Annotated in this window: 21 protein-coding genes and 1 pseudogene; all 22 read right to left on the bottom strand. The window is 44.1% G+C overall.

Translation table 11 applies throughout. The features are described 5' to 3' along the window. Positions 1-74: 74 nt before the first annotated feature. Positions 75-1319, bottom strand: coding sequence for a flagellin lysine-N-methylase (fliB, locus tag ACFVQB_RS07535; RefSeq protein WP_379436524.1), 1245 nt, complete (start codon positions 1317-1319; stop codon positions 75-77). A 273-nt stretch (positions 1320-1592) separates the two neighbouring features. Next, a complete protein-coding gene (gene fliT, locus ACFVQB_RS07540; RefSeq protein WP_379436527.1) occupies positions 1593-1928 on the bottom strand; it encodes a flagellar protein FliT in 336 nt (111 codons plus the stop codon). A 2-nt stretch (positions 1929-1930) separates the two neighbouring features. Further along, positions 1931-2314 (bottom strand): flagellar export chaperone FliS, encoded by a 384-nt coding sequence (fliS, locus tag ACFVQB_RS07545; RefSeq protein ID WP_379436530.1) that lies wholly within the window; start codon positions 2312-2314, stop codon positions 1931-1933. A gap of 19 nt (positions 2315-2333) precedes the next feature. Continuing rightward, on the bottom strand, positions 2334-3803 hold the full coding sequence (gene fliD / locus ACFVQB_RS07550; RefSeq protein WP_379436533.1) for a flagellar filament capping protein FliD: 1470 nt from the start codon (positions 3801-3803) through the stop codon (positions 2334-2336). Positions 3804-3818: 15 nt separating this feature from the next. Then, entirely contained in the window at positions 3819-4187 is a 369-nt protein-coding gene (locus ACFVQB_RS07555; protein ID WP_379436535.1) for a flagellar protein FlaG, read from the bottom strand. 185 nt (positions 4188-4372) lie between these two features. Then, positions 4373-5143 carry a flagellin N-terminal helical domain-containing protein gene (locus ACFVQB_RS07560; RefSeq protein ID WP_379436538.1) on the bottom strand — a complete coding sequence of 257 codons (771 nt, stop codon included), beginning with the start codon at positions 5141-5143 and terminating at the stop codon, positions 4373-4375. Positions 5144-5333: 190 nt separating this feature from the next. Further along, positions 5334-5564, bottom strand: coding sequence for a carbon storage regulator CsrA (gene csrA / locus ACFVQB_RS07565; RefSeq protein ID WP_379436541.1), 231 nt, complete (start codon positions 5562-5564; stop codon positions 5334-5336). Beyond that, complete coding sequence (gene fliW / locus ACFVQB_RS07570; protein WP_379436544.1) at positions 5564-6013, bottom strand: flagellar assembly protein FliW; 450 nt, start codon at positions 6011-6013, stop codon at positions 5564-5566. The genes csrA and fliW overlap by 1 nt, the downstream gene beginning before the upstream one ends. A gap of 85 nt (positions 6014-6098) precedes the next feature. Then, positions 6099-7007 carry a flagellar hook-associated protein FlgL gene (flgL, locus tag ACFVQB_RS07575; protein WP_379436547.1) on the bottom strand — a complete coding sequence of 303 codons (909 nt, stop codon included), beginning with the start codon at positions 7005-7007 and terminating at the stop codon, positions 6099-6101. A gap of 23 nt (positions 7008-7030) precedes the next feature. Beyond that, entirely contained in the window at positions 7031-8593 is a 1563-nt protein-coding gene (flgK, locus tag ACFVQB_RS07580) for a flagellar hook-associated protein FlgK (protein ID WP_379436550.1), read from the bottom strand. An 18-nt stretch (positions 8594-8611) separates the two neighbouring features. Beyond that, positions 8612-9112: a flagellar protein FlgN gene (locus ACFVQB_RS07585; RefSeq protein ID WP_379436553.1), complete on the bottom strand. Its 501-nt coding sequence runs from the start codon at positions 9110-9112 to the stop codon at positions 8612-8614. Positions 9113-9120: 8 nt separating this feature from the next. Beyond that, positions 9121-9405, bottom strand: a complete 285-nt coding sequence (gene flgM, locus ACFVQB_RS07590; RefSeq protein ID WP_064641918.1) for a flagellar biosynthesis anti-sigma factor FlgM — start codon at positions 9403-9405, stop codon at positions 9121-9123. Between the two features lie 151 nt (positions 9406-9556). Next, positions 9557-9964, bottom strand: coding sequence for a TIGR03826 family flagellar region protein (locus ACFVQB_RS07595; RefSeq protein WP_379436557.1), 408 nt, complete (start codon positions 9962-9964; stop codon positions 9557-9559). Between the two features lie 138 nt (positions 9965-10102). Then, complete coding sequence (locus ACFVQB_RS07600) at positions 10103-12190, bottom strand: fibronectin type III domain-containing protein (RefSeq protein WP_379436559.1); 2088 nt, start codon at positions 12188-12190, stop codon at positions 10103-10105. 314 nt (positions 12191-12504) lie between these two features. Beyond that, positions 12505-13389, bottom strand: coding sequence for a ComF family protein (locus ACFVQB_RS07605; protein WP_379436562.1), 885 nt, complete (start codon positions 13387-13389; stop codon positions 12505-12507). 332 nt (positions 13390-13721) lie between these two features. Beyond that, positions 13722-15579 (bottom strand): annotated as a pseudogene (locus ACFVQB_RS07610) (helicase-related protein). 450 nt (positions 15580-16029) lie between these two features. Further along, positions 16030-16410 carry a hypothetical protein gene (locus tag ACFVQB_RS07615; protein ID WP_379436565.1) on the bottom strand — a complete coding sequence of 127 codons (381 nt, stop codon included), beginning with the start codon at positions 16408-16410 and terminating at the stop codon, positions 16030-16032. A 326-nt stretch (positions 16411-16736) separates the two neighbouring features. Then, on the bottom strand, positions 16737-17459 hold the full coding sequence (locus ACFVQB_RS07620) for a response regulator transcription factor (RefSeq protein WP_024631627.1): 723 nt from the start codon (positions 17457-17459) through the stop codon (positions 16737-16739). A gap of 4 nt (positions 17460-17463) precedes the next feature. Beyond that, positions 17464-18624 carry a sensor histidine kinase gene (locus ACFVQB_RS07625; RefSeq protein ID WP_024631628.1) on the bottom strand — a complete coding sequence of 387 codons (1161 nt, stop codon included), beginning with the start codon at positions 18622-18624 and terminating at the stop codon, positions 17464-17466. A gap of 47 nt (positions 18625-18671) precedes the next feature. Further along, on the bottom strand, positions 18672-21395 hold the full coding sequence (locus tag ACFVQB_RS07630; protein WP_379436569.1) for a stalk domain-containing protein: 2724 nt from the start codon (positions 21393-21395) through the stop codon (positions 18672-18674). A 324-nt stretch (positions 21396-21719) separates the two neighbouring features. After that, on the bottom strand, positions 21720-22163 hold the full coding sequence (locus tag ACFVQB_RS07635; protein WP_379436572.1) for a hypothetical protein: 444 nt from the start codon (positions 22161-22163) through the stop codon (positions 21720-21722). Between the two features lie 189 nt (positions 22164-22352). Further along, entirely contained in the window at positions 22353-26111 is a 3759-nt protein-coding gene (locus tag ACFVQB_RS07640) for an Ig-like domain-containing protein (protein ID WP_379436575.1), read from the bottom strand. Positions 26112-26192: the final 81 nt, after the last annotated feature.

A 26192-nucleotide genomic window follows, 5' to 3' on the forward strand; every position in this document is an offset into this window, starting at 1 on the left:
GATACTCCTTTAATGTTATAGCTCATATCTGAGCTCCAGTAACTCTCAACCATTACCACAGTAGTTAGTTTAAATCAATTTTTAATTAGTAAACTTAAATGTCCCATAGAAGAAAATTCTTTCTCAGTAAGAAAATCAATTATATTTTTCACATATACATTTGTATGTTCAGATATCTTAGTAAACGATTGAATAAGTTTTAGGACCTTATCTGTTGTTAATCCTTTATGTTTAATTGACATACCAATGAGAAGGAGCTTTAACAATACATAATGACTTACCAATACTATATATACCTTATAAACATTTTTGCTCTCACTCTTAGGGAATAAGTGTGAATAGATAAAGTTAACAGCATAATTTTCAAAAATATACTCATATTCATCCATGAAGGGTTTATAATAAGAATGATAACCCTTTTGATAAAAATTAACTAAATCTATTTTATCGTCTGAATCTTTGTGCTCATTGAGTCCATCCAAATAATCTTGCACACAAGAAGCAAATCTTGCATTTGAACCTATGCTTCCAAGATTTTTAGAGATAATATTGTTTAGTGCAATAAATTGAAATTCATGATCCTGGGGAAAAGTTCCATAGTCCTGTAACTCCGCATTGTTATTGATCATCTCTTTGAAATTTTCAATCAGACCTTTAATATCACTTTCACTTTCTAGGTTTTGATTGATTAACCGTTGCAGTTGTTCACAGAACAAACCCATTATGATTAACCTATGTGGAAAACTGTAATTCCTATTTTGAATAATTTCAATAGTGAAAATTCGGATATCCCAGAAAAAATTCATGAATGTGGGATTTGGCTGATCAGTAAAAACCTGACCTTTCGATTGAGCGTTTTTTTGCAGCATGGCCTCAGTATGTGTAAACTCCATTTTTTCAGGGTTCAACAATGCTAATCTGGCCGCTTCTGGACACGACATCACTGCAGAGATTTCCTGCTCGTTATTTACCCAGAATATATTACGTGGATATGTAGCACATATAGGCGCCAAATATCTCTCTCCAAGCGAAGCTTGTATAGTACATAGCTTTTGGTCGTCTAACATGGAACAACATCCGGTGTTACCATCCATTTTCATTCTTGCAAACTGTTCATTGGTTCTTGAAGGGGTTTCAACCTTTTCAATACCCGATTTAAAGCTATCCCTTAAAGCTTTTTGTGAAACACTCGTTAGATTGGTATAGGTTGTTTTATCAATTTGCACTTTCCATCCTATACAGCAACTATCCTCACAATCAGATCCAATACACTTAAAATCTAACATATATTTTGGAACAAGCGCAGCTGCAGTATTCATAATCATTCCACTCCCTAAATCACTTTTTTTTGATTATTATATTTGAAACAGGTTATAATTTATTTTGCAAATATTCAAAATTTCCTAGATATATTTGATAGCCTTCTTCCTCTTCTTCCTCTATGAGTTTAGTTTCAAATGAGAATTTGACTAATATAAAAACATCCAAAACCATTATTTAATATATCGGCATAAATGATCCAGAAAATTAACTCATTAGTATAGTAGAAAAATTAAAAAACCGAATTTTCTATGAAAATTCGGTTTTCGTTGTCACTTTCTGTCATCAATGAACAGGCTATCTGGAATGTAAGCTGTCTGATACGCAACTTGCTGAGCTTTAATTGCCCCCTGCTTCTCCAGGAAATTTGAAGCTTCGTTTTTAAAAAATTCCATACGAGATTTTATCAGAGGATCGTAACTAAGAATAGACACAATCTGATCCTTTTCATCTTCTGTCGGCTTCTCTTGGAGAACTAAGAGTTGTTGAACAAGTACTTCCCTCTCCCCAGTAAAGTTTTCCAACTCTTCATATGTCACTTCACTTAACTTAGCTACCATTTGGTCAGTTAATAAGGTTAATTTAATGAGGATTTGCTGGATACTCATGTTTAGCCCTCCGCTGTCATTCCGGGTGATCTGGCTGCCTCTGACCATGCCTCTCTTAGTTCAGAAAGATGCTCCAACACTTCCATAGCTATATCCTTGTTCTTTTTAATATTAGCTTCAACAAGTCTATTCATCATATACTCATATATAGACAACAAATCGGTAGAAATTGAGTAATTAAAGTTCAGAGAAGCAATTAATTCATTAATAATGGCCTGAGCCTTACAAAAGTTATTGTTAGCCTTCTCTATATTCCGTTCTTCCACACCCTCAATCCCTATATTGACGAAACGAATGGCTCCATCATATAACATAATCAGTAATTTGGGTTTAGAGGCCGTCTGCGCCTGCGTCTGTTGATACTTTTGATACGGTGAAGTAATCAATTATAAGCCCTCCTTATAATCAAGACAAGAACCTGGTAAGTGAGCCAGATACACTATTATACTTGTTAATCGCCACTTCCATGGCGGTGAATTGTTTATAGTACTGTGTCTCCTTCCTTGTCATAAGACTGTTCATAGTCGTAATTCGATTGTCAATATTTCTAAGTTCTACTCCCATCAAACTGGTAGCCAGAAATGATGAATTCAGATCACTGTTTGTTTTGGAAGTTCCCGCTTTTTGAGCCATGCTTTCTAAAGAAGTTGAAGAAATTTTCCGCAGTCTTGTATAAATACCATCCGTGGCATCATATCTTTGACTTGTTCCAGATGAACCAATTTTCCCTGAACTAAACGCATTAGCAACAATATTTGGGTCTGAAGCGATAGCCTGCTTTAATTTATCTTCATCCAAATAAAGCTTCCCTTTTTCAGACCAAGTTCCTGTAGTAATACCTAAATCGGTAAGATTTATTTTTTTTCCATTGCCAAGATCAATATCCTCGATAATTGAAGATCTCATGTCGGAAATTGCTTGTTTTAATATACTATCATTCTTCAGCATCCCGCTCTTGGCTTTATCTTCCCAGAGCTTGATCTCATCTTCTTTCATACCCTCTTTTTGTTCGGAAGTTAGCGGTGTATATTTCAAATACCTTTCTTCATCACTCTTGCTATTAAGTGCTGCCAATATTTCATTATATGCAGTCACAAATTGTTTAACGTTATCTACGATTTTATCAGTATCCTGTACCACTTCAATTTTGGATGATTGCCCAGTAGTGTGAACTCCTGTCAAGTTAATTTCTACACCATTCAATGTGAAACGATTAGATGATTGCTGCATACTAATTCCGTTAACTGTTAACTTTGCATTCTGACCACCCGATGGTGTTGCCAGATTGAATTTATCAATAATATCACCACTAAAACTGAGTTGTGCATCAGCTCCTGTGGCTTTGTTTGTTAAAGAAAGCTTGCCCAGTGTTGGGTCATATACAGCTGTCACCCCAGCTTCCTTGTTGTTATTGATTTTAGCGATCATAGAATCAATTGTATCTGTAGCATCAATGTTTATATCAATATCGTTTATTGTAATCTTCGTTTCAGTTGAAATGTCGGAAATGAGAGTGGATCCTGGTTTATTACCAATTCCAGTAGTACTTACAGTACTCGCCGCCTTAGCTAATTGTTGTACACTAATATCAAGTGAACCCGTGCTTGCCGATCCTGTGGCTGAAGCAGATAATACACCGGCCGTTCCACTAACTTCAGCCTTTTTCGTTTGAGTTGAGCTACTCAGACTCAAATTCATTAATTTCGTATTCGAGAATGTAATGAACTTTGAACTAATTTCTCTATAACCTTCACGTTTCCATTCAACCAATTGCTTTTGTTGATTAAGCTTATCTAATGGTAACCTTTGGGCTTTCATTAGTTTAGCTACCGTTGCATCAACATCCATACCTGAAGCAAGACCTGTGAGTCTCATAGTTTGTTATCCCCCTTAGATTTTCTCATCAATAATCAATCCCGTAATTTCCATCATTCGTGCTGCTAGATCCAAAATTTTTTCCGGAGGAACCTCACGAATCAAATCCCCACTTTCCTTATCCAACACTTTGATCATAATTGTGTGAGTTTGTTCATGCATAGAAATCTCAAATGCCTTCTGAGGCCCTTGAATTGCACGAATAGCTTTCTGAAGATCAGCAATTATTTTTTCTTGGTCCATAGGAGCATTGCCTGTAGTAGAGGTTCTAATCTTCTGGTTTTCCTTTGAATCAGAAGCAGGAGATCCAGTTGATGAAGCGGACGAATGGCCAATTGAGGGTATAGAATTTAATGAAGTTTGTGTTGATAATTTCGTATCCATATATCATCCTCCTATTATCATCATGGATTGATCTAAAAATGTGCCGGTATGTAGTTCCAATTACTATATATATCGGTTAAAGCTCGACTTAATTTAGGCTAATATAGAGAAATCCCAAAATTCATCTTTCAAGCACAACAAAAAAGAGGCCTTGAAAATCAAGACCTCTGAATTGATTGTAAATCTTAACGAAGCAAGGAAAGAACGCCTTGTGGTGCAGAGTTGGCTTGCGCCAGCATGGATTGGGAAGCTTGCAACAAGATGTTATTCTTGGACAGAGCAACCATTTCCTTAGCCATATCTGTATCACGGATACGGGATTCAGCTGCAGTCAAGTTCTCAACAGTAGTACCCAAGTTGTTGGAAGTGTACTCCAGACGGTTTTGAACAGCACCAAGTTTCGCACGTTCAGTGGAAACCCCTTTAATAGCTGTCTCAATATCTGTAGTAGTTTTAGCTGCAGTCAGTCCTTTGAACGTACTTGTATCAATCGTTCCAATAGCAATTTTTGTAGTACCGTCATCGCTAACGATGATATCCGCACCACCAGTGATCGCTTTACCATTGAATTTAGTCGTGTCAATGATTTGGTCGATCTGACCGGACAATTCAGTCAACTCTGAATCAATGTTAGCTTTATCTTCTGTACCATAAGTACCACTCGCTTTTTGAACATTCAGTTCTTTCATACGAGTCAGCATGGAGGATACTTCGTTCATCGCACCCTCAGCTGTTTGTACAAAAGAAATTCCGTCTTGAGCATTACGTTGTGCTTGCTCCAGACCACGAATTTGGCCACGCATAGACTCGGAGATAGACAAACCAGCAGCATCGTCAGCAGCACGGTTGATCCGCAAACCTGAAGCGAGTTTCTCCATGTTTTTGCTTGCAGCAGTGTTATTCAAAGTCATGTTACGGTGAGTGTTCAAAGCTGGTACGTTGTGATTGATAATCATTGTTTATTTCCTCCCTGAAATGGTTATATGCCCACATCCATGTGGTATTAGCGTCTTCACAGGTCGGCCGCCCTGAAGATTACCGCCTTAATATATATATCGACGACATGACATAATTTGTTTATAGTTATCTCAACTTTTTTTCTAATTTCTATCAAACATTTAGGATTGAAGTAACTTTTGAGTAGAATCATTTGTTTTTCCTAAACTCTTTTATCGATTTTTGCAGTGTTTCCAGATGCATCGCCGCATCTTGATTGTTTTGTTCAATCGCGTCGAGAACTTCCTTACGATAAATATCAATATCCTTCGGAGCTGTTATACCAAGTTTCACATTCTCTCCATCTACGGACAGCACCGTCAGCACGATATCATCTGAAACGACAATAGATTCACCCTTTTTGCGTGTAAGTACCAGCACTAGATGTCACCATCCTTGCTAAGAGAATCTTCATCTCCCCATAATGCATGTTTAGTTGTGTATTCTGTATTTTGCAGCACAATCTGTTTGCCCATTTTTTTTTGTTTATTGAACACAATTGGAGCCAGCAAGTTTGCGGTTGCGTTTCGAATCTCATCGTGTAGAGTGACAATACAACGAACCCCTACATCTCCTGGATCTGTTACGGCCAAATCTTCTACGTTTTCAAGAGAAAGTTCAAACTCATATTTCGGATGAAAATCGAATGGATTTACGGTTACAAAGGCTACAGCTGGTTCTTCAACTGAACTGAAGAGACTAAAAACTTCGTCATGCTGTAACAGATCAAATAATTTCAGTTCATCAAACCCTGGAATTCCTTTAGGAAACGTATAAGTTTCTTTTACGATCTGCTCTCCAGTTGTATTTACTTCATTTTTCTGTTTCATTTTGCCATCCTCCTAAATTAGTAAAAAAAGCTATGGACTGTTCTATGTCCATAGCTTACGGTGTTTCTATAATCAAAATCAAATATTACCTCATAAAGTCCATCAAGGAAGGTTGCATAATTTGAGCAGAAGATTTAAGAGCTGCTTCATAAATGGTCTGTGCGGACGAAGCCTGAATCATCAAGCTCGCAACATCAGCGTCCTCAACTTTTGATTGAAGAGTAGTAAAATTCAAGCTCCCATCGCTTAAACGATTCTGCACCAATTGAACTCGGTTACTACGAGCACCGACTTCTGATAAGCTGGATTGCATTTTTACTGACCTAGATTCTATGTTCTTTAGCTCTTGTTGTGCAGCGGCCTGGTTACCACTTGCTAACGCGGTCGAAAGATTATCAATAACTTTAAATATGTTATCAGCTTCACTTTTATCCCCAAAAAAATCTGAGCCAGAAGTGTTGATTTGAAAACTCACCTGCTCACTGATAGAATACATAACTGCTTCATTATCCGTCTCTACGTCATAATACTCTGTTACGTTAGAAGATAGTTCATAAGGCTGTTTATCATAAGTTTGTCCGTTAAAAATATACTTTCCACGAATTTGTGAGTTTCCAATTTCTACAAGATGTTTCTTTAATTCTTCAACTTCAAGATTGACGGCTTCGATTCCATTATCCGGAAGAGTACCATTAGAACCTTGGACAGCCAACTCCTTTAACCTTTTCACTACATCAAGCGCTTGCTGCATATTTGAATCCGTTGCATCCAGCCAGCTTACCGCTGCATCCGTGTTTGATTGATATTGCTCGTTGGCCGCCAACTCTGCACGGTAACGGAGCGCGTAAGTCACACCAACGGGATCATCTGATGGTTTATTGATTTTGCGACCGGTGGAAATCTGGTTGGACATGGTGTCCATACGATTCAGGTTACGGTTCAGGTTGCTTAGCATCTGTGTGCTCATCATGCCTGAGGTTACGCGTATAGCCATTATTGGTTACCCCTTTCTACGTCTTAGCGACCGACTACACCGGTGCTGTTAATGAGTTTGTTTAGCAATTCATCGTAGGCAGTCATAAAACGGGCAGCTGCACTATACGCATGCTGAAACTTAATCAAATTACTCATTTCTTCATCGAGAGATACGCCACTTACGGATTGACGATTTAAGTCGACCTGTTCCGTGAGAAGTTGAGCATTTTGGGTTTGACGTTTAGCCTCTTGGGTCTGGACACCAAGTTGTCCTACAATCGCTCCAAAAAAGTCATCTACCGTAGTCGGTTTGGACAGTCCTGAACCAAAATCGAATTTCACATCTTTTAAACCAGCCAAGGCCAACGCCAAGCCGTTATTCCCCAAGACTACACTCTCACTTGTACCCGTACCGGTAGTACGCATCGAAGTCGCGATGTTATTCGGATCTTTTTGGATATCTGTACTTAATGTAATATTCCCAGCCGTGATCGTTCCTGAACCGTCTTTGGTTGTGAAGAAGTCCCCGCCTGCTGTTGGAGTATTGCCGCTAAGCGTATAACCCAGTTTGTGCAGCCCATTAATACCCTGAACTGTAACTTTTAAATCTGACGTTAACGTCCTATTATTATTGGCATCGGAATACGTCACGTTGTTGAGAACCGTACCACTAGGCAATACGGATCCAGCAGGAATGGTAATCTCAATATCCCCGGTTGCGAGCGTATTAGCCAGTTGATTGATCTGATTGCGATAGTCTGCTACATATTGATCACGGGAATGGATCATTCCGTAGACTTCGCCGCCAGTTAAAGTCCCCGCTTGATATGCGTTCTCCAAAATATCAGCCGTAACAGGAACAACCGCAGCTCCAGTGACTGCTACCTGTCCTGCAATAGTTACCTGGTATCCACTATCCAGTTCTGTTATCTGAACGCCTGCAATCTTGGAAAGCTGATCTACGGCATAATCACGCTGATCACGCAAATCATTGGCATTGTCTCCGAGTTGCTCCACTTTTACAATGTTGTTGTTCAGATCCGCTATGGACTGCAGATAAGAATTGATTTCGGTCGTTTTTAACGAAACATTGTTCGTCAGGTCGCTAGTTAGCGCATCCAATTGAAGACTGATTTGATTCAAACCATCTGTTAACGCTAACGTTGTTTCCTTAACGATCTTGCGGTTGGTTACATCCTGCGGATCTTTGCTCAAATCTGACCAAGAGTTCCAAAAGTTATTTAGAACTGTACGAATCCCCGTATCTGAAGGCTCATTCATAATCGTCTCGAGCTTTTCCAATGTACTGTTCCGGACAGTCCATCCTCCAAGTGATGTATTCTCATTACGAAACTGGCCATCCAAAAAAGATTCACGAACACGCATAATCGAGTTGAACTCTACACCCGTTCCAAGCTGACCTGGTGCTGTTGTACGGTAAAATGCCACTGCATCAATTGGATCTGCTGCCGTCATGTTGACGACTTGACGTGAATAACCCGGTGTATTCGCATTCGCAACGTTATGTCCTGTTGTGTTTAAAGCGGCCGTTTGTGTAATCAGACTGCGTTTGGCCGTTTCAATTGAATGAAATGTTGAAGCCATATTGTTTTTCCCCCATTATTAAGCCCGTGTATCAAATAATCCAGAACGAGTCATACCATAGGGCTTCTCTGAAGGATTCTGATACGTGGCTTCTGATTCAGAATGAAATGACATTGTCTCAATAAAAAAGTCGATGTACGAGAGCGACTGCTTAATAAGCTGTTGATTGGCTTCATTAAGATATTTCACCCTTTGCAGCACATCTGTTAATGAAGTTTGAGCTTGAAGAAGTCTCTTTTTCTCTGCGGCATCAAAAACCAATCTCGTCAGCTCCCTAATGGTCAGATTTAACTTGGACTTAATACCACGCCCCTCCAGAAACTGGTGGACTGCCTGAAGTCTTTGCTGCTCGATCAACTCAATCCTTTTCAGCAGTTTGGATTCCTGATTAATTAGAGAGATCAGTATATCAACTTTGTTAGCAACAACAGCTTCCTTCTTCCGTTCTCCCAGCTCAAGCATATCCACATGTGCGGCTTCCAGCTGTTCAAGTACATCAATTATCGATTCAATTGCCATGTGTCCTCCTATTGATTAGGGAAGTTCTTAAAGTATGGAGCGAGCTTCTCGGCAAGCTTCTGGCTGTCTACTTGATAAGTTCCCGAATTTACCTGTTCCTTTAATTCCTGAATACGTTGTGTACGGCCTGCATCCTGTGTACGACCTTGTTCCTCAAGCATCTTCATCGCCTCCGGAGAAATGGATACTTCGTCCTTACGGCGGCTCTTTTTGGCATCAGCCTGCTGATTGGATTCAACGTTCCTCTGATAGGAATTGATAGCACCAATTCTATTCGGTTCATTGATTTTCATACGAACTACACTTCCTTCACCTTAGGATTTTTACATTATCATTATGTTAACGAACAATTAGGATAATAAAAAAAACCGATAATCTTTAATAAGTTTATCGGTACGTTCCAAAACATTTGTTATAGCAAAACCTGTATTTAAGCCCTCATTCCTATGAATCGCGCAGTTTGTCGACAGCATTGTAGGTTCGTCCGCCTATATTGCCGTTATCCTTCTGGCCTACCTCACGTGCTGCCCCAGCCAAGTCCTTCGTTAAGCGATTTCTACAAGAGTCACACATATGTCCTTCGCGTATCAACGTTCCGCATATTTCACAAGGATACATCATATTCGGGGCGTTTTCGATGGAAATCCGACCCTCCCGAATGAAGCGGGTAATTTGCTTAATCGAAATCTCCGTTGCATCAGATAATTCCTGTATATTGGTACCCTTATTCTCACGTAGGTAGTCTACACATGTCTGGTATTCCTGCTCAATTTCTTTGATACAGTTCGAACATACATCCCGAAAATTCAACGCATATAATCTGCCGCAGCGAGGACAATTACCCAGATTCATTGCTAAAACGCCCCTCTCAAACTTCTACTACGTATACTTTACTTTATAACGTCTTTTCAAGTCTACTTTTTAATATCATATCAAAAATATGAGAAAAAGGCTGCGTCAATGCGCAACCTGTTCCTCAAAATGGACTGTTTATTTTAATGTCTTCACGTTAAGTAACGTGGTCCAGTCACTTAAATTCGAACCGTTTATTGCGCGAATACGATACTTGTGTGCACTCGCCGCAACTAATCCAGAATGCACAAATACTTGTTCATCTGTGATCCCTGCGATATTCCCATCTGCTTCAATTTCATATAATGTAGCGCCTGGGACAGCAACCCACGTCAGTGTAATTGACGCATTCGTCTGATTCCCTTTTAATATCGGCGTTACAAGTTTGGTTAACCCCAATACTTGTTCGCTCCATGAGCTTACGCCTGCTGCATTTTTGGATCGGATTCGAAAAGTATGATCCGTGTCAGGTAGAAGATTGCTTTTAATATAGCTTGTACCGGATACAGAAACAGTAACGCCATCCACTTCTAAATCATACGCAGTTGCACCTTTAACAGCACTCCATTTTAGTGTTATGGATTTATTGGTAGAGGCAGTAACGTTTAATCCAGCTACAACGTCGGGATGCGTAACTTGAGAAACGATTCCCGTCCAAACACTATCGTTTGTATCACTTACAGCACGAATGCGATATTTATGGGACTCACCCGGATTTAAACCCTCAACAATGTACGTAGGATCAATAGATCTGCCAACTACGCTTCCATCCATCTCTATTTCATAATATGAAGCCCCTTTAATGAGTTGCCAAAATAATTGAGTGTCGTTTGATGATAAAGAACTTGTCTTAAGTACAGGGGTCGCTAATTGGGTCAAACCCAATACAGAATTGCTCCAGCTTCCTACTTCCAGTTTGTTTTTGGTTCTTACCCGGAAAGTATGCTGCGAATCAGGTGTAAGTCCTGTCTTCGTATAGGATGTGCCTGATACTGCAACTAATTTTCCGTCGATCTCCAGTTCATACCCCGTGGCACCACTCACAACCTGCCAACTGACTTTAATTTGGTTGGATTTAGCTTCTAAGATCTTCAAACCACTCTCATAATCGGATACAGTAAGTTGTGTATAGGTATTACTCCAAAGACTCTCGTTTTCAGATGAGAAGGCCTTAAGTTTATAGGAGTGTATGGACCCCGGAATCAAATCTACATGATCATATGAATTCGTATTATTCAGCTGAACCGGTTCATCCTCATCAATTTGCAACTGGTAGAAATCCGCATCTCCTATAGTTGACCATTGAATTGTATTTTTCCTTGCCACTGGAATAACGTTCAGAGAAGGCTTGCTTAATAATGTTTTTACTGAATAAGTATTACTCCATTCACTTACTCCAAACGAATTCACTGCTCTTACTCTATAGTCATAGAATGAGTTCGGATTCAAAGAATTATCAACCCACATATTTATGTACGATTGTCCTTTTATAATTCCATTCACTTCTATTTCATAAGCAGTTGCTTTATTTGATTTATTCCAACTAAGATCAACCGAACCATCACTCACTTCAGCTACCAATCCAGTCGGGATTTCAACTGGAATAGTAGGTTCTTCCACTTCTACTATTTCAGGAATAAACGAATAATTCTCCTCATTTGAATGATAGTATGGGTTAATGTTGGAAATCAAATCTACAACCTGACCTGTTTCCGCATTAATCACCAGACTCAAAGGTTCGACTTGCGTGTCATAAACATCAATCGGAGTCAGGTTTCCTAATGGATCCGTTTCAGAAAATACCCAATCTCCGTTTACAAAATCTACTTGGTGATATTCCTCCCAAAGTTTATTGAATTCAACAACAAAAGCATGCTTAACTTCTCCTGTATAAGTTGAATGGTATGTCCCAAAAGAAACTTGAGAAATATCGTTAGTCTCCCCTACAATTAACTGGCTTTTAAAGGAAGGTAACGTTGATGTTGGAATATTCTCAGATCTTTGCCACCTTAATTCAACTTGATTCACATTTGATTTTAATTTACCTTCTTGGACATACAGAACAAACTGAGAATCATTACTAGAAGAAAGTACACCTCCTTGAACCGTTGCGGCATGTGCCCGGTTCCCCCCGTACACGCCAAACTGTCCGAATACCAGTATTAGCACCAGTAAACGGACGGTCCATAAGTAAAACCCATTTTTTCTTTTTCCTGCAACCACCATTGTTCTCCCCTTCAAAAGATATGTTGTGCCACTCCCTGTGCTGTCACCTATGGTGAACGGCAGAACTATCTATTCTACACGGCAGAACCAATTCCTCTTTTTTACATGTAAAAATATTCTTGTATAATTCATGTTCATAATTTCGTCAAACAACCAATATACAAATCATATGTATGTATATGAAAATCCACAAAAGTGATAACGCTGTACATATAAGAACGTACCTTCCCTCCCTATATAGAAGTTATTAATTATTATCATCATATAACTTGAGTACGATAGTCATTTATTAAGTGCATATGCATATATTCCGGTCAGGATCTGGCCAAGGTCAGCGTGTAAATCTCGATAGGAAGGTTCATGGAAGATGCAGCATTCAAGATCACCTGTCCACAAGCATCCAAGGTGCTACCCGTTGTGTAAATATCATCGATTATTAGCAATCTTAAGGGAGGAATCTGCCAACCTTGTGAAGTTGGTCTGATATTCGAAGATACTTCTTGTCCAATCGCGTATGAATTTGCTGCTTGTGAATACAAGTTTTTTTGAATGGATTGAGAGGCGGCTTTATAGAGTCCAAGCATCATCTCCGTTCCACCTGGCTGAATTGCAAATGCATCCTGCATCGTCTGGATACGCTCGCCGCGTGTTTTGAAGCTTTGTTTGGTGGTGTTGATCCGACGCTGCAGCAGATCAACAACAGGCAGGCGGACGGCGGCGGCAAGTCCTGCTGCGAGCCGCTCGGCCTGGTTGAAGCCGCGCTCGGCAAGGCGTTCGTCGCTGACGGGGACATAGGTCACGGCGTCTGGCCGCCATCGCGGCTTATTGTTTTGGAGCAGCGACTGGCGGTGGCGCGTCGCTGCTCCGGGATGAGCGTGCGTGTAGTACGCGTCTGAGCTGTGGCTGTTGTGTTGCGCGTGTATATGCACGGGCGCTAACGCGGCAGGTAAGTGAACGGGCGCGTGTATTGTTGCGTGCCCGTCAGGTCGGTGAACGGGTGCGTTGGTTGACGCAATCGAGCCGGGTGGATGTGAATTGGCAGCCACCTGGTATTGAGCAGGCGTGGCGGGATGAGCCACGGGAGCCAGGGTTTCTTTTGCCAAAACAGGGTTGAGTTCTTCACTCATTGCTTGAAATGCTTGAATAATAAGTGCCGTTAAAAGTGGTGCATAGCGCTCGTGTCCTCTGAATTTGTACATCCCAATCCATTCCTTCATAAGAGCGTTATACTGCACGGCGCTGCGGTTGCATATGAATGAACGGTTTTGCATGTGAGGGCGGACGCAGTCCGGGCAGCCGATCCCTCGACCACAACGCATACAGCGGATGGAACGAATCCATGGAATTTGCTGCACACAACGCGGACAGATGCCGGGGTAAATCGGAGACAATATCGCACGTGTACCACAGGTTAGACAAGTCGCTCCGGGTGGGGCGAGTAATCCATGCAGGCGATGGGTGAGTTGGTGCAGGTGGTCAGTGATGCTGCTTAGCCAGTTCGACATTCGATTGTTGCCTCCCTCAGTATCTATTAATGTATTGGCGGGTGAAGGTAGCCTTTGCGGCGGGCGATGGTGTTCATCTTTTGGATCTGTGCCACCGCTTTTACCTGAGAACGTGTACGACGGGATGATGCAAAGACTACCCTTCCTGCAGGATCATCCATGGAGCGGCCTGCTCTACCCGCCATCTGTACCAGAGAAGCTTCGTCGAAGAGGCCGTTATCCGCATCCAAAATGAATACATCGCTGCGCGGAATGGTGACGCCCCGCTCCAAGATAGTGGTGGTTACGAGCAGACGTATGGTCCGTTCGCGAAAAGCAATAACTTTACTCGCACGATCAGGATCTTGGGATGATGTTCCTTCGATATGGATTTGCGGAAACATGCGACGCATGAGATTTACAAATGCCTCAATCTGAGCGATCCGTGTCACAAATACAAATACCTGAGCTTCGCGCAGCAAAGAGGTTTGGATGTTCTTTTTTAGAGTAGCGGGCAGTTCCCGCTTCCGAATACATTCAGCGACGGTAGGCATTTTCAGTAAACGTGGCACGGGCAAGGGATGGCGATGGAAACGTACCGGAACTTTGGCGTGAGTGAGTTTCCCTTGCGCTGCTTCCCGCTGCAGCCTAGCTGGTGGTGTAGCAGACAGATAAACAAAATGACCATCAGGCTTGCATGAAGACGCAGCTGCATGAGCGAGCATGGGATCATTGTGGTAGGGAAATGCGTCGAGTTCGTCGATAATGACCAGATCGAATCCCTGGTAAAAACGCATCAGTTGGTGCGTGGTCGCGAGTGTGAGCTGCGCGTCTTTCCAGCGCTCGGTGCTGCCTCCGTATAGCGTAGCAAGTGAGATGTCAGGAAACGCCTTCGCGAGACGAGGGGCAAGCTCCAGCACGACGTCCCGGCGCGGCGTAGCGACAAGCGCTCGTCCACCACGCTCCAATATGTATTGGAGCAGCGGGAATATCATCTCGGTTTTGCCGGCCCCGGTCACGGCCCACAGCAAAAACCGCCCCGGCCCATCCCCTGCGGATGGCCGGGCCAAAAACGCCAGCGCCGCGGCAGCCGCCGCGCTCTGCGCAGGGCTAAGCCCCCACCGGGCAAGTCCGCCCTCGGTGGGGACAACGGCCGTGCCACGACGCGGTGCTGCGCAGCAGCAGCGCACAGGCACGGCTGCGCCCCAGCGCGAGGCAAGCCTCGCAGTAGGCGCACGCCGCCAAGCCGCAGGCAGCGCAGGGCACGCGCTGCCCGGCAAAGCTGCCGCATCGGCGGCAGCGGGGCGCGCTTTGCGCGCGACCAAGCCACGCGAGGCGTTGCCGCCGCGTGGCAGTCCCTTCCAGGGCGGCTGCTATGATCAGCCGCCCACGCAGGTGTGCGAGCTGCGCAGCCGCGCGCCAAACCGAGGCAAGCTGCGGCGCCGTGTCCGCCAGCAGCGCCTCTGCCTCGGCCGCCAGCAATTGGCGGCCGAGAAGCCGCTCAGCCAGCAGGGCCGCGCCCCGCTCCAGCTGAGCCCACTCTCCGGCGGGATACGCCTCTGGCATCCCGCCCACCTCTACCCTCCCCGCAGTAACTCCCTCGTTGCCTCCAATCACTCCCCTGGCTTCTTGCTCGCCCGATGCCTTTTCAATCAAAACGAGTTTGCGCTGCATATACGCCTGCCAGTGCTCCTCTCCCCACTGATCCATCCCTCGCTCCATCTCAAAATTCTCTACCATCCACGAGGCCTGACTTAAAGGTAACTCCCTGCCTAACAACAACCATCGCAACACCCCTTGTCCGCTCACCCCCTCAAGCCACCACGCTACATCCACTCGGATATCCAGTGACAGCACCATCTTCCACTCTTCTCTCACTCGGCACACATACAACCCAACCTTCATCCGCTCTCCTCCCTCATCCTCCATGTCCCAAAACGCAAAAAAGCACATGCCAACCGACTATTCGTCGGAGCATGTGCTTCATGTCCATATCTCATTTATTCAATATCCATTTGTATTATCACTATATCAATTGTGGAGTCGTCCCACAAGTCGTTTAGTTTCCAAAAGCCCATTTTACCAATTCAATTAGTAGCGATAATCTTTCTTTGACCAATCGAAACTTTTTCCAATCTGCATCGTCTATACTTTTAACTTAAGAGTTCTGAATTCAAAAAGGTTCGTCCTGTCATCTCAACAAGGCTCCAACCGGGTCAATAACCATAGATTGCATAAAAACCCATATTTAATTTAACAGCAAGCTTGGCTACAATGACAAAAAAAGACTACAGCATCCGCTGTAATCTTCAACCTCGAACATATGGAATCCAAGCTTAACTCGGGCACATAGCACTACTGCTTTGGATCACGCAAATCGATAAGACGAATAGCACGGTTCCCGGTCTGAGTCACCTGTTCCATATCGGAAGGGACAGCAGACAGGTAGGATAGCTCCATTCCTTGCCTAAGCATAAGCTTTTCAATAATACGAACCGTTTCCGCTTCTGTACGATCAGCGACAACCGTCAATGTGAAGCTCTTTCCACGGTAAAATAATTCCCGGCAAAGCGCTCTTACAATGCCTTCAATCCGCTGCTCCTGATTGGAAGGAATGAGCATAATTTGCTCGTAGCCTTCGGGGTCCGGACGGGAAAGATGGCGCTGGTGCATGGCATGAACGGCCATTGCCGCCAGGAAGTATATGAGCAGAATCATAGTCAGATGAGCAACCATGGCAACTGCACCTCCTCGGAAGGTCATGCTCACCCATGGCGAACATCCCTGTATACAGCAGTATATGCTGCATTCCCCGAAGGGTTACACTTGCAAATTCTAAACGCGCATATTCCATTCTGATCGACACCGGACGAAGAAGACAGGCCAGGTCGTTCACTCATTCATGCCGAAGCTTGAACATAAGTTCTCCTAACTTCACACTTTGCTTATTTGCAGTAATAAAGTCCATTAACCCGCTAACCAGTCCAACATTTTGGAATGGGCGCGAGTAAACAGAATCCTATAATTGCTAAAATCAAACTGCATCTAAATACAATCGTATATTAGAGGGTAACCCAACCATATTTGATCGAGTTGATAACCGCTTGCGTACGATCGTCCACTTCCATCTTCTGCAGAATACTGCTGACATGGTTTTTTACCGTTTTTTCACTGATGAACAGGAACTCACCAATCATTTTATTGCTCTTACCTTCAGCCATTAGACGCAAAACTTCGGCCTCACGACGAGTAAGCGGATTATTGTCGCCAGCGACAAATTTAACGCCTGCTTCTTTCGAAGCGCCCTCACTCATTGCCCCTGTCTCATTAAGGTACGTCATCCGACGCAACTGCATGATCAGTTTGCCCGTTACTTTAGGGTGGATGAATGCATGCCCTTCATGAACGGAACGAATCGCATTAATCAGGGACTCGGCCTCCATATCTTTCAGCAGGTATCCGTTAGCACCTTTACGAAGTGTCTCGAACACATAACTCTCATCATCATGAATAGACAAGATAATCACTTTGACATCCGGGAACAGCTCACGCAATTTCTCCGTCGCTTCAACCCCGTTTTCCACCGGCATGTTGATATCCATCAATACGATGTCCGGTTTATCCTGATTACAGAATTCGAGCACCTGAATCCCATCGCCACATTCGCCGATGACCTCAATGTCGTCCTCCATATTTAAAATGCGTTTCAGACCTTCACGGAACAGCTGATGATCATCAGCCAAAAGAACTTTAATTGATGCCTTACCAGTATCACGGTTTTCCATCCTGCTACTCCTTTCCCTTATCCACGTTTGTCGGGATATGAATCACTATTTTGGTTCCTTGATTTTCCGCGGATTCGATCTCTATTCTTCCTTCTAACAGTTCAACCCGCTCTCTCATCCCAATCAGACCGAAGTGGGTATGATCCTTGCTCTTCTTCGCAAGAAGCTCCGGTTTGAACCCAAGCCCATTGTCCTGCACGACAATCTTAACGAGCTGAGCCTGGTATGTAATTTCCACTACAACATAAGTGGGATAAGCATGCTTTGCAGCATTGGACAGACCTTCCTGCACAAGGCGGTAGATCGCAGCCTCCATTGCCGAAGACAAACGGTGTTCCTTGCCTCTCGTTTCAAAAAGCGAGCGGATTTTTGTTTTTTCTTCAAAATCCTGCACGTACTTCCGAAGCGTTGGAATCAATCCCAGGTCATCCAGTGCCATAGGACGCAAATTGAAAATAACTTTTCTCATTTCTCCAAGACTCGAACGAACCTGGCCTTTCAAATCTACTATTTCGGCCTGGACCATCTTAAAATCCTGCTTTATGAGCATTCTTTCTACAATTTCCGTCCTAAGCACTAGATTTGCGAGCATCTGTGCAGGTCCGTCATGGATCTCACGGGCAATACGTTTCCGCTCTTCTTCCTGGGCCAAAATTATTTTCAAACCAATCATTTGTCGATTTTTGGCGGATTCAATGATGCGGGTCACTTGACCCAGCTCACCCGACAGATACTCCAGTACAACCCCCATCTGGGAACCGATCGTCTCGGCGCGCTCCACGGAAGCTTCCACATTCTTGGCACGCTTCTGCAGATCATCCCGACGGGCTTTCAGATACATTTCCTTCTCACGGTAAATCATTAGATCCAGCTGTAACTGCGTCGCTTTCTCATACGCCTGCTTGATATCATGCTCGGAATAACGGACGAAGTCACGACTAACCTCAGTTAGCCGGATCCGGGAGCGGCGGTAGTTGAGCTCCAATTGATCTACTTTCTCGATCGTTTCCGCCGTCTCCTTCAGAACCGACTTCAACTCCTCGTTCAGCGTTTTTAGCTCATTCCGAGTCGAGTCCATAATCTCAAACATTTGATATTTACTGTTTTCCATGACTTGTATGGCGTTTTTTATGACGCGGTCTATGGCATCGGCTTGTAAATCCACGTTTGTTCGACTCCATTTCTATCGTTTCCGGTATATATCATACCATATCACGATGAGATGGTAACGGTCTTCGTGTTCTGTTCCCATTTTACAATCAGTCCAAGCTGCTCTGAAACGAGTCTGAGAGGGACTAAAGTCCTACCACCAGATACGTAAGGTGCTACTGTTGCACTTTGTCTTTTGCCATTGATAATGAATTCTTTCTGGCCTACAACCAGATCAATCAGCTTGCCACCGCGCACGACGGTAACTCGTTGATTTTTGCTATCCCAGCTCGCCTGTCCGCCAAAGGCATCCAATACATGCTTGATTGGAACATATGTTGTACCATTTTTCAGTACTGGCGCAGAATCGATTGCCTTTTTCGTTCCGTTTACGGTCATAGATTTCTGTCCAAGCACCAATGAAGCAGTTCCTGTAGGCAAGCCCACTTCACTGGATTTGGATGGCATGGTGAAAGCAATGTTGTCAAAAGCAACCGTGCCTGCCTTCGAACGCTCATCCTGACCTTCTTCCACATTCACCACATAAACACGTTTCAGCTTCGCCGGATAAGAAATATTCAGCCCATTCAGGTCCACGTTTAGCTTTTTCCAACCATCCCAATCAATTGCCTTAGCGAGATCGGCATATACCGTTTTGCCATTGGCATCGGTAAATTCGGCACGCAGCCAGTTGAGGCTCTTATCTCCCATAACATCCATTGACATGGATGTCGCTGTTGCAGATACCTCTTTACCAGTGGAACCATTCAATTGGGCATAAGCATACATTTTACCTATTCCTGCGGTCATGTCATAGCTCAGCTGCAGCACCTTGGAGCCCGCTTTTTCACCTGTTCCAGCTGTCACGGAAGCCGATCCGGTTACACCTGCTGCGTTGGTCGTGAAGTTGATCGGGTAGCTTACATTCTCGAAGTTCTCCCATATCGTTTCACTTGCGGCAGCGGAGAGCACAACCACGGTACTGTAGCCGTCATAACGACCGATTGCGTAGCCAACTTGAGCGCCAGAGTTCACGGAGGATACGGTTAATTGGTCTGCAACCACTTTACCTTTGAAACCGATAAATTCCCAAGTCAGCGAGTCCGCCGGAACCGTTACACTTTGCCCGTCTTTGGTCTTCGCCGTTACCGGAATGGAAATCGTTGTGCCCGCTTGGAGCGATCCCAAGCCAGACCCTGCTGTCAGCGAAGCCAGTTCACTTCCGCCCAGCACGGTAACTTTAATGGAAGATGAAACACCGTTACTTGTTGCAGTCAGTGTCGCTGTACCTGGTTTCACACCTTTGATCGTTCCATTGCTCACACTCACGATGCCGTTGTTGCTCGATTTCCACGTCATCTTGATATCGCCTGTCGCAATCGGGTTGTAGTAGGTGTCATATCCTTTGGCTGTATACTTGCCCTCTTGCCCTACCAGCAACGTTTGGCTGCCACTCACGGCAAAGCCCTTCAGCTTGCCTTCCGGCGCCGTAGAGAACACGCCCAGCGTGTTTACGACCTGACGCTGCTCTGTACCGTACTCCGTGTTGAACGTAAGCCCTGCTGTCTCCTCGCCAAGCGGACGAGTTACCATCGTTGTGGAGCCGCCTCCGTCCAGATTCATGCCTTTCCATACACCAATGCTGGTCATGAAGGATTGCAGTTCAGTCAGCGACAAGCCGCTGCTGTTACTGTTTTTCTCCGCTGCAATAATGTAGACATACCGACCGTCCTGAGAGTAGCCGACCGCTGTTCTCGCACGAATGCCACCAATGCCGGAAGCAACAATATCGCGGGAGAAAGTAGCCGCCTTGCCACCATTTACCAGAATGGTATGACCGCCAATCATCATTTGCAGGTTGCTCGGATCAACGGTTTCCCCGGTTGTTTTGGCTTTTAGCTTGTAATCCGCATTCAGCGTCTGCCCAACCGCCAGGTGGGTCATAATCCATGTCGCTGCCGTTCCATGCGCACGCAAAATATACCCATCTGCCGGCACCGTCATGTTTAAGGCCTTTTTATCCGAAATTTGGGTGATCACACCGTTCTGCACAAGTACCTCGGTTGGTGTTGTGGAAGGATCATTAGGCCGCTTCGTGGACGTCCAAGCCGGTGTATAAATATACATCGAATTGGCGTGGCTGTATTTCACCGAGCTTGATTCAACTGTGTAGTCCTCTTTATTTATCCCACGCAAAGCAAACGTTGAACCATCATCCGCCTTCACAGTGCCATCGAATGAATATTCATCAATCATCGGCTTGCCGTCTTTGGTTACGGTGAGGGCATACATGCCTGACAATTCCGATGGTGTAGATACGAGGACCCCGTCAGAGACCTGTCCACCTATTGGGGCAAGTTCTCCGGATACATTAAAATAATCACCGTTCACGGCGGCTACTGCTCCGGTTTCCTTAGCCATGCCACCCGTGCTTTGTTTACTGTTCAGATTGCCGCCCTTACCTGTCATGACGTCCAGCTTCACATAAGGATTCTGCAAATCCACTTGAATGACGTCCGCCAATACGTTCACCTTCGAGCCGGAACGTGTCGTTGTATAACTGTATTTCATCAACTTCGCACCCGAAGTCAGAATTTCTTCACTCAGTTTGCTTGTCGTTGTAGATGCCGCAGCGGCTACTGACTGCCATGAACTTCCCGACCAGACCTGTTGTCCCGCTCCCAGAACCGGTGCAATCCAGATCACGCCTGCCAGCGTCACAATCGCCCATTTCTTCGCCTTGCTACCCTTAACGTCGTTCAGCCGTTTCCCTTGTTTCCCCAGCATGTTTGAAACGTCTCTCCCATCTTGTATATCAATCTTAGATATCACGATCTCTACCACATGGCAGCAGATAGCGAGATTTCTAGTATACTCTTCTATTAATAGACTACTTTTTGTGGAAAAAGTTACGCCCGGAGCCTGAATTCAGGTATTTATTGGGTTATGCGACAACTTATGATTATGTTATACGAATAACGTATAGAGCAAATAGACTTCAGCTATGCCTAGTTCAGCACAACAGAAGTCTACTTGGCTTAGATTTAATTTTTGAAACCAATCCCGGAACCCAATCAACTCTTACATGTAACTCCATTTGACATGATGCTATTATTCCCCTGACGATCTCGACATGATAAATTCACCGATAATTGTTGTTCCATCTTTCTCGTACACGGGTATGCTTTGATCCTTCTTTTGCTGGCTCTGCCACTGCAAAGCTTCTTCAGGGGTTTTGTGATCTGGACCCTGTAAATCAGACTCCAAAACATAACCAATAGCCCCATTAGTGGCTTCAGCCAATACCAGATCTGGACCTACAGGCTCCTTTCCATAATCGCCAGAATTCCCTCCGTACGTCTGACCTGCCTGATTTACTGGATAGGTGGTGTTACTTCTTTTCTCTCCATCTTCATTCTGTGCAGAATTAGCAGCGTCGATATAAACAGCCCCCGAAATACTTACTACTACGGCCATTATAGTTAATATAGCTATCAGTGATTTCTTTATTTTCATCTTATCTTTTGCCTCCCTAACGATTCCGTATGCCATCACAATGTAAATCTCATATTCTCTCACTATTGACTAGCGTACCACTCCAACTACAATAATGTAAACATTTTCCTCTTTCAAAATTAAAAAGGAACACCTCAAGAAATGAACTTTCTTGAAATGTTCCAACCTTGTTACATATCGTTACCTTTACCATTCCTGAATAAAATGAGTGCTATTAATATCTCGTTTTTACAAATATCCTAACTTATCCAGAACACGTTTCAGCATTACTGCTGCTTGTGCACGAGATGCATTCCCCTGAGGTTCAAATGTCTTTGAAGTCATTCCCTGAATAATGCCTTCCTGCACCGCTTTGGCGACAGAATCCTTGGATTGGATTTTTTTATTATCCTTAAACTTAGCTAATGTTGATGCAGCTGAAGAATTCAATGCAGTTGGCTGACCTCCATAATTCAAGGCACGGACCATCATGATTGCCATCTGCTCACGCGTAATTGGACGATCCGGCTTGAAGGTACCATCGGTATTGCCTGTAATGATTCCCGCTTCAGCTGCAGCACCGATATAGGCACTGGTAACACTGCCACTACGTACATCCCGGAAACGACTTGCTGCGTTTTGCTCTCCATTCAGCCCCAGACCTCTAGCTACCAATTCTGCGAATTCTGCACGTGAAATGTTCTCATTTGGCCGATAGAAGGAACCATTCGACGCACTAATAATCCATTTAGCAGAGAGCTCATTAATAACTTCACTAGCCCAGTGTGAATACGTATCCTGATAACTAACGATGTGGTTAACAGGAACTACTGATTGATTGCCATTCAGCTGTCCTTGGACAACCACACCCCCAGCAGTACTTTTAAAAGAACTTGGTACATTAGATAACATAAAGGTAACCGGATCGATATACGTAAATCCGGATGTTAATCTAGGTGTATTTGCAGACAATTGCATGGCCAACTGGCTTTTGATATTCTGCTCCACACGTTGATCAGCATTTCCATTACTAGCAAACACATATACATCCGTATAATTGCCAAGCTTCTGCGCCCCTGCACCTGCAATCAAACCTTCGATTGAACCGGATGAAGATACAGGAACCGTTTCTAACTGAACGTACAAGGATGGGGCTGCAGCTCCTGTCGTTGTACTTGTGTTGATTGGCGCCCCAACGTTCTGGCTCATAACTGCTAAATTCAGATTAGACAGCGGCACAGTCCAGAGCCGATCCCCATATTTTACACCGATTGTACCCGTTCGATGACTTGCCGCAATCTGAATAAGTGCATTCAATGGGAACCCAACATACGCAGAGGATTCGCTATCTGGAATCTCAATCACAACAGGCTGACTCATTTTCCCGACGGTTGAAGCATATTCAAAAGTCTGGATCAACTTGGTCGCATCCACATTAAATTGACGAGTCGAACGATTATTACGTGACACCGCAGATACGGCAGAAGCCGTATTGTTGTTCATCACAAGTAAAGACTGACCATAACTCGAAGAATCTAATTCCTCCAACCAGGCAGGACGTGTCCCCGTCTGACCACCACTACCCGAACTATTGCTCGTTTGTTGCAGCGTAAGAGGCCCGAATGCTGCTATAGTAACATTCGACGAGTCCCTTAATGGGACTGCACCAGGCATATAACTAACGGTTCCTGTCTGGCTAGCTGTAGTAGATGATGAAATATCTAATTTCAGTGTCACCACAGATCCAGAAGCTGAAGCCGACAATACAGTTGTGGATGAATTGCCAAGCACCACACTGAACTGAGCTACCGTTAATGCCGCCTGAGACTGAATTGCATCACGGAAGTTTATCTGAACGGTGTCTCCTTGGAGCGTGGCCGACAGAATTTTACCATTTCCGTAGGTGTACGTTACTGGAGTCAGATTGAGATAGCCCGCAGGGTTATTATTCAGATCCGTTAATCGCAGGGCTCCAGGTACATACGATAACGATATATTTTGTGTATCCTTCACGGCCGATGCCAGTGTCAACGTTACCAGATCATCTTCAATGATGGAATCCGTTACGTAGATTGGCTTGCCATCCACAAGAACAGAATATTGGCTATTGAGCGGCTTATTCGTCGTTTTCAGTGGTTCATTGTATCGAATCCATAATTTATTCCCACTGACCTCAGCGCTCTTGAACTCAGGCGGTTTGGTATCAATCGTATTTCGGACATAGAAGCCACTGAATCCAGCAAGAGCCTGTCCACGAGTATCTTTTACAGGCCATGAACCTGGCGTGTACGCAACACGAACGACTTCACCATCCGTAATAGACCGACTGAGATTCAATGTCACAACGGAACTATTATTGACCGATATGCTATTAATGCCTACAGCTGACTGATCGGCAGTTACACTGAATTGTCTCACTGCATCACTTGAGGTAATGTATACCGTCTCAGGGTAATACAACGTAATTGTACTGTAATATACACTACCTTCTCGCGGCTTGGACATGACGGAGTCCAAACTGTTCTCCACATCCCGTGCACCAAAAGCAGCTGCAGCATTCAGAGACTGATCTGTAAGCCGATTACCTGTACCAGGCGCATAAGTAATCCGCACGACCTGTCCTACCGCTACACCGGTATCCAATACAACATATACACTATCACCTGAAATATAGGTGGAACTAACGTTCCGATTCTCTCCATTTACGGTGACTGTATAACTGCTACTGAGTGAATTAGTGCTGTACAACCATTCATCGTACGTTAGACGAATAGTGTTATTGCTATGCATTTTCGCTGTCTTAAGTACAGGAGCCTTTGTATCCGGGCTGAGCGTCCGGAATGTCCATGACGTTGCGCCATTCAGACCAACGAACAAGTTCCCTGTCGTATCCTGCAAAGCCCCGCCTGCGATATCTACAGTATAGCTCGTATTGCTAGCCAAACTGGTGGTTGGGGTTATGCGCAGCTGCCTTTTGTTAGAACTGATAAATGAAGGAGTAGTCGCTATAATTGAACCATTAGCATTCTTCAGCGTAATCCGTCCAATAAAGCTCTGATCCAAGTCCTTGTTGAACGTTACAAGTAAATCGCCAGTTAAAGCAACGTTACTTGCTCCGTTGGCAGGGGATAAAGTCGCTACAGTCAACGCAGCCGGATCGGATTGGAATGCCGTAAAAGTCCATTCCCCCTGTTGGATTGCCGATACGTCATTGCCTTGTTTAAGGTCTCGTAATGCACCTTCTGGAACAATGACTGAGTATGTAGCCTTGTTTTCGAAGTTTTTGGACGGCGTAATTGTAATGGAACTATCACTTATACGAATCCGGTTGGAGTCCTTGACATTGAATTTCTCAAACAGGGTATTGCCCTGCATGATCTGGATTTCTCCTGCTCCAGCTCTAATCGGTTCACTGTATGTCAGTTGAATATTCGAAGCAAGAGGAACCGAATTAGCCCCTTTCGTCGGAGAAAACGCTGTTGCTTTCGCCGTACCTATTCCCTTTGTAGTAAACTTCCATAGGCGATTAGACGGAGAGCCTATTCCTATGGTGTTCGCTGCAGTGACGAAAGCTCCTACATCATACATCACATAATATGTACCACCTGGCAACTCTTTGTGTTTAATAGTCACCTCAGTCCCAGTTCCCTTACTGCTCGCAGGTATCGCCGGATCGGCAGAAGGGTCACGGATTAGAATATCCTCACTATTAATGAAGATCATTTCCTCTGCTTCACCATCTTGATAACGAAGGATATACAACTTTGTAAGGTCACTCTCTGCTTTTCTCACTGCTTCCTTAAAATGTATAACCAGCGGCTCCTTACCGTCTACTTCCTTAGCGTCAACTGCTGGAATGGTTGATTCAATAAATATCTCATCCCAACGCGGATCTTCTGCTGCATATGCCTTATTTTCCGCATTCAGGAATCCAAGACTGCCTTGGACTGCCAATAGTGAAACCAATAAGACAATCATGCTTTTACGAGCCAATCTTAATATGCTCACCTTTTTCTTCCCCCTCATCCGTATCAAATGTCCCTAATTTTATTATGTAGACCTCATTGTGTATATCGGGTTTAGGAGCGT

Origin of the sequence: Paenibacillus sp. NPDC057886, from assembly GCF_042796655.1 — a bacterium.
GTDB lineage: Bacteria > Bacillota > Bacilli > Paenibacillales > Paenibacillaceae > Paenibacillus.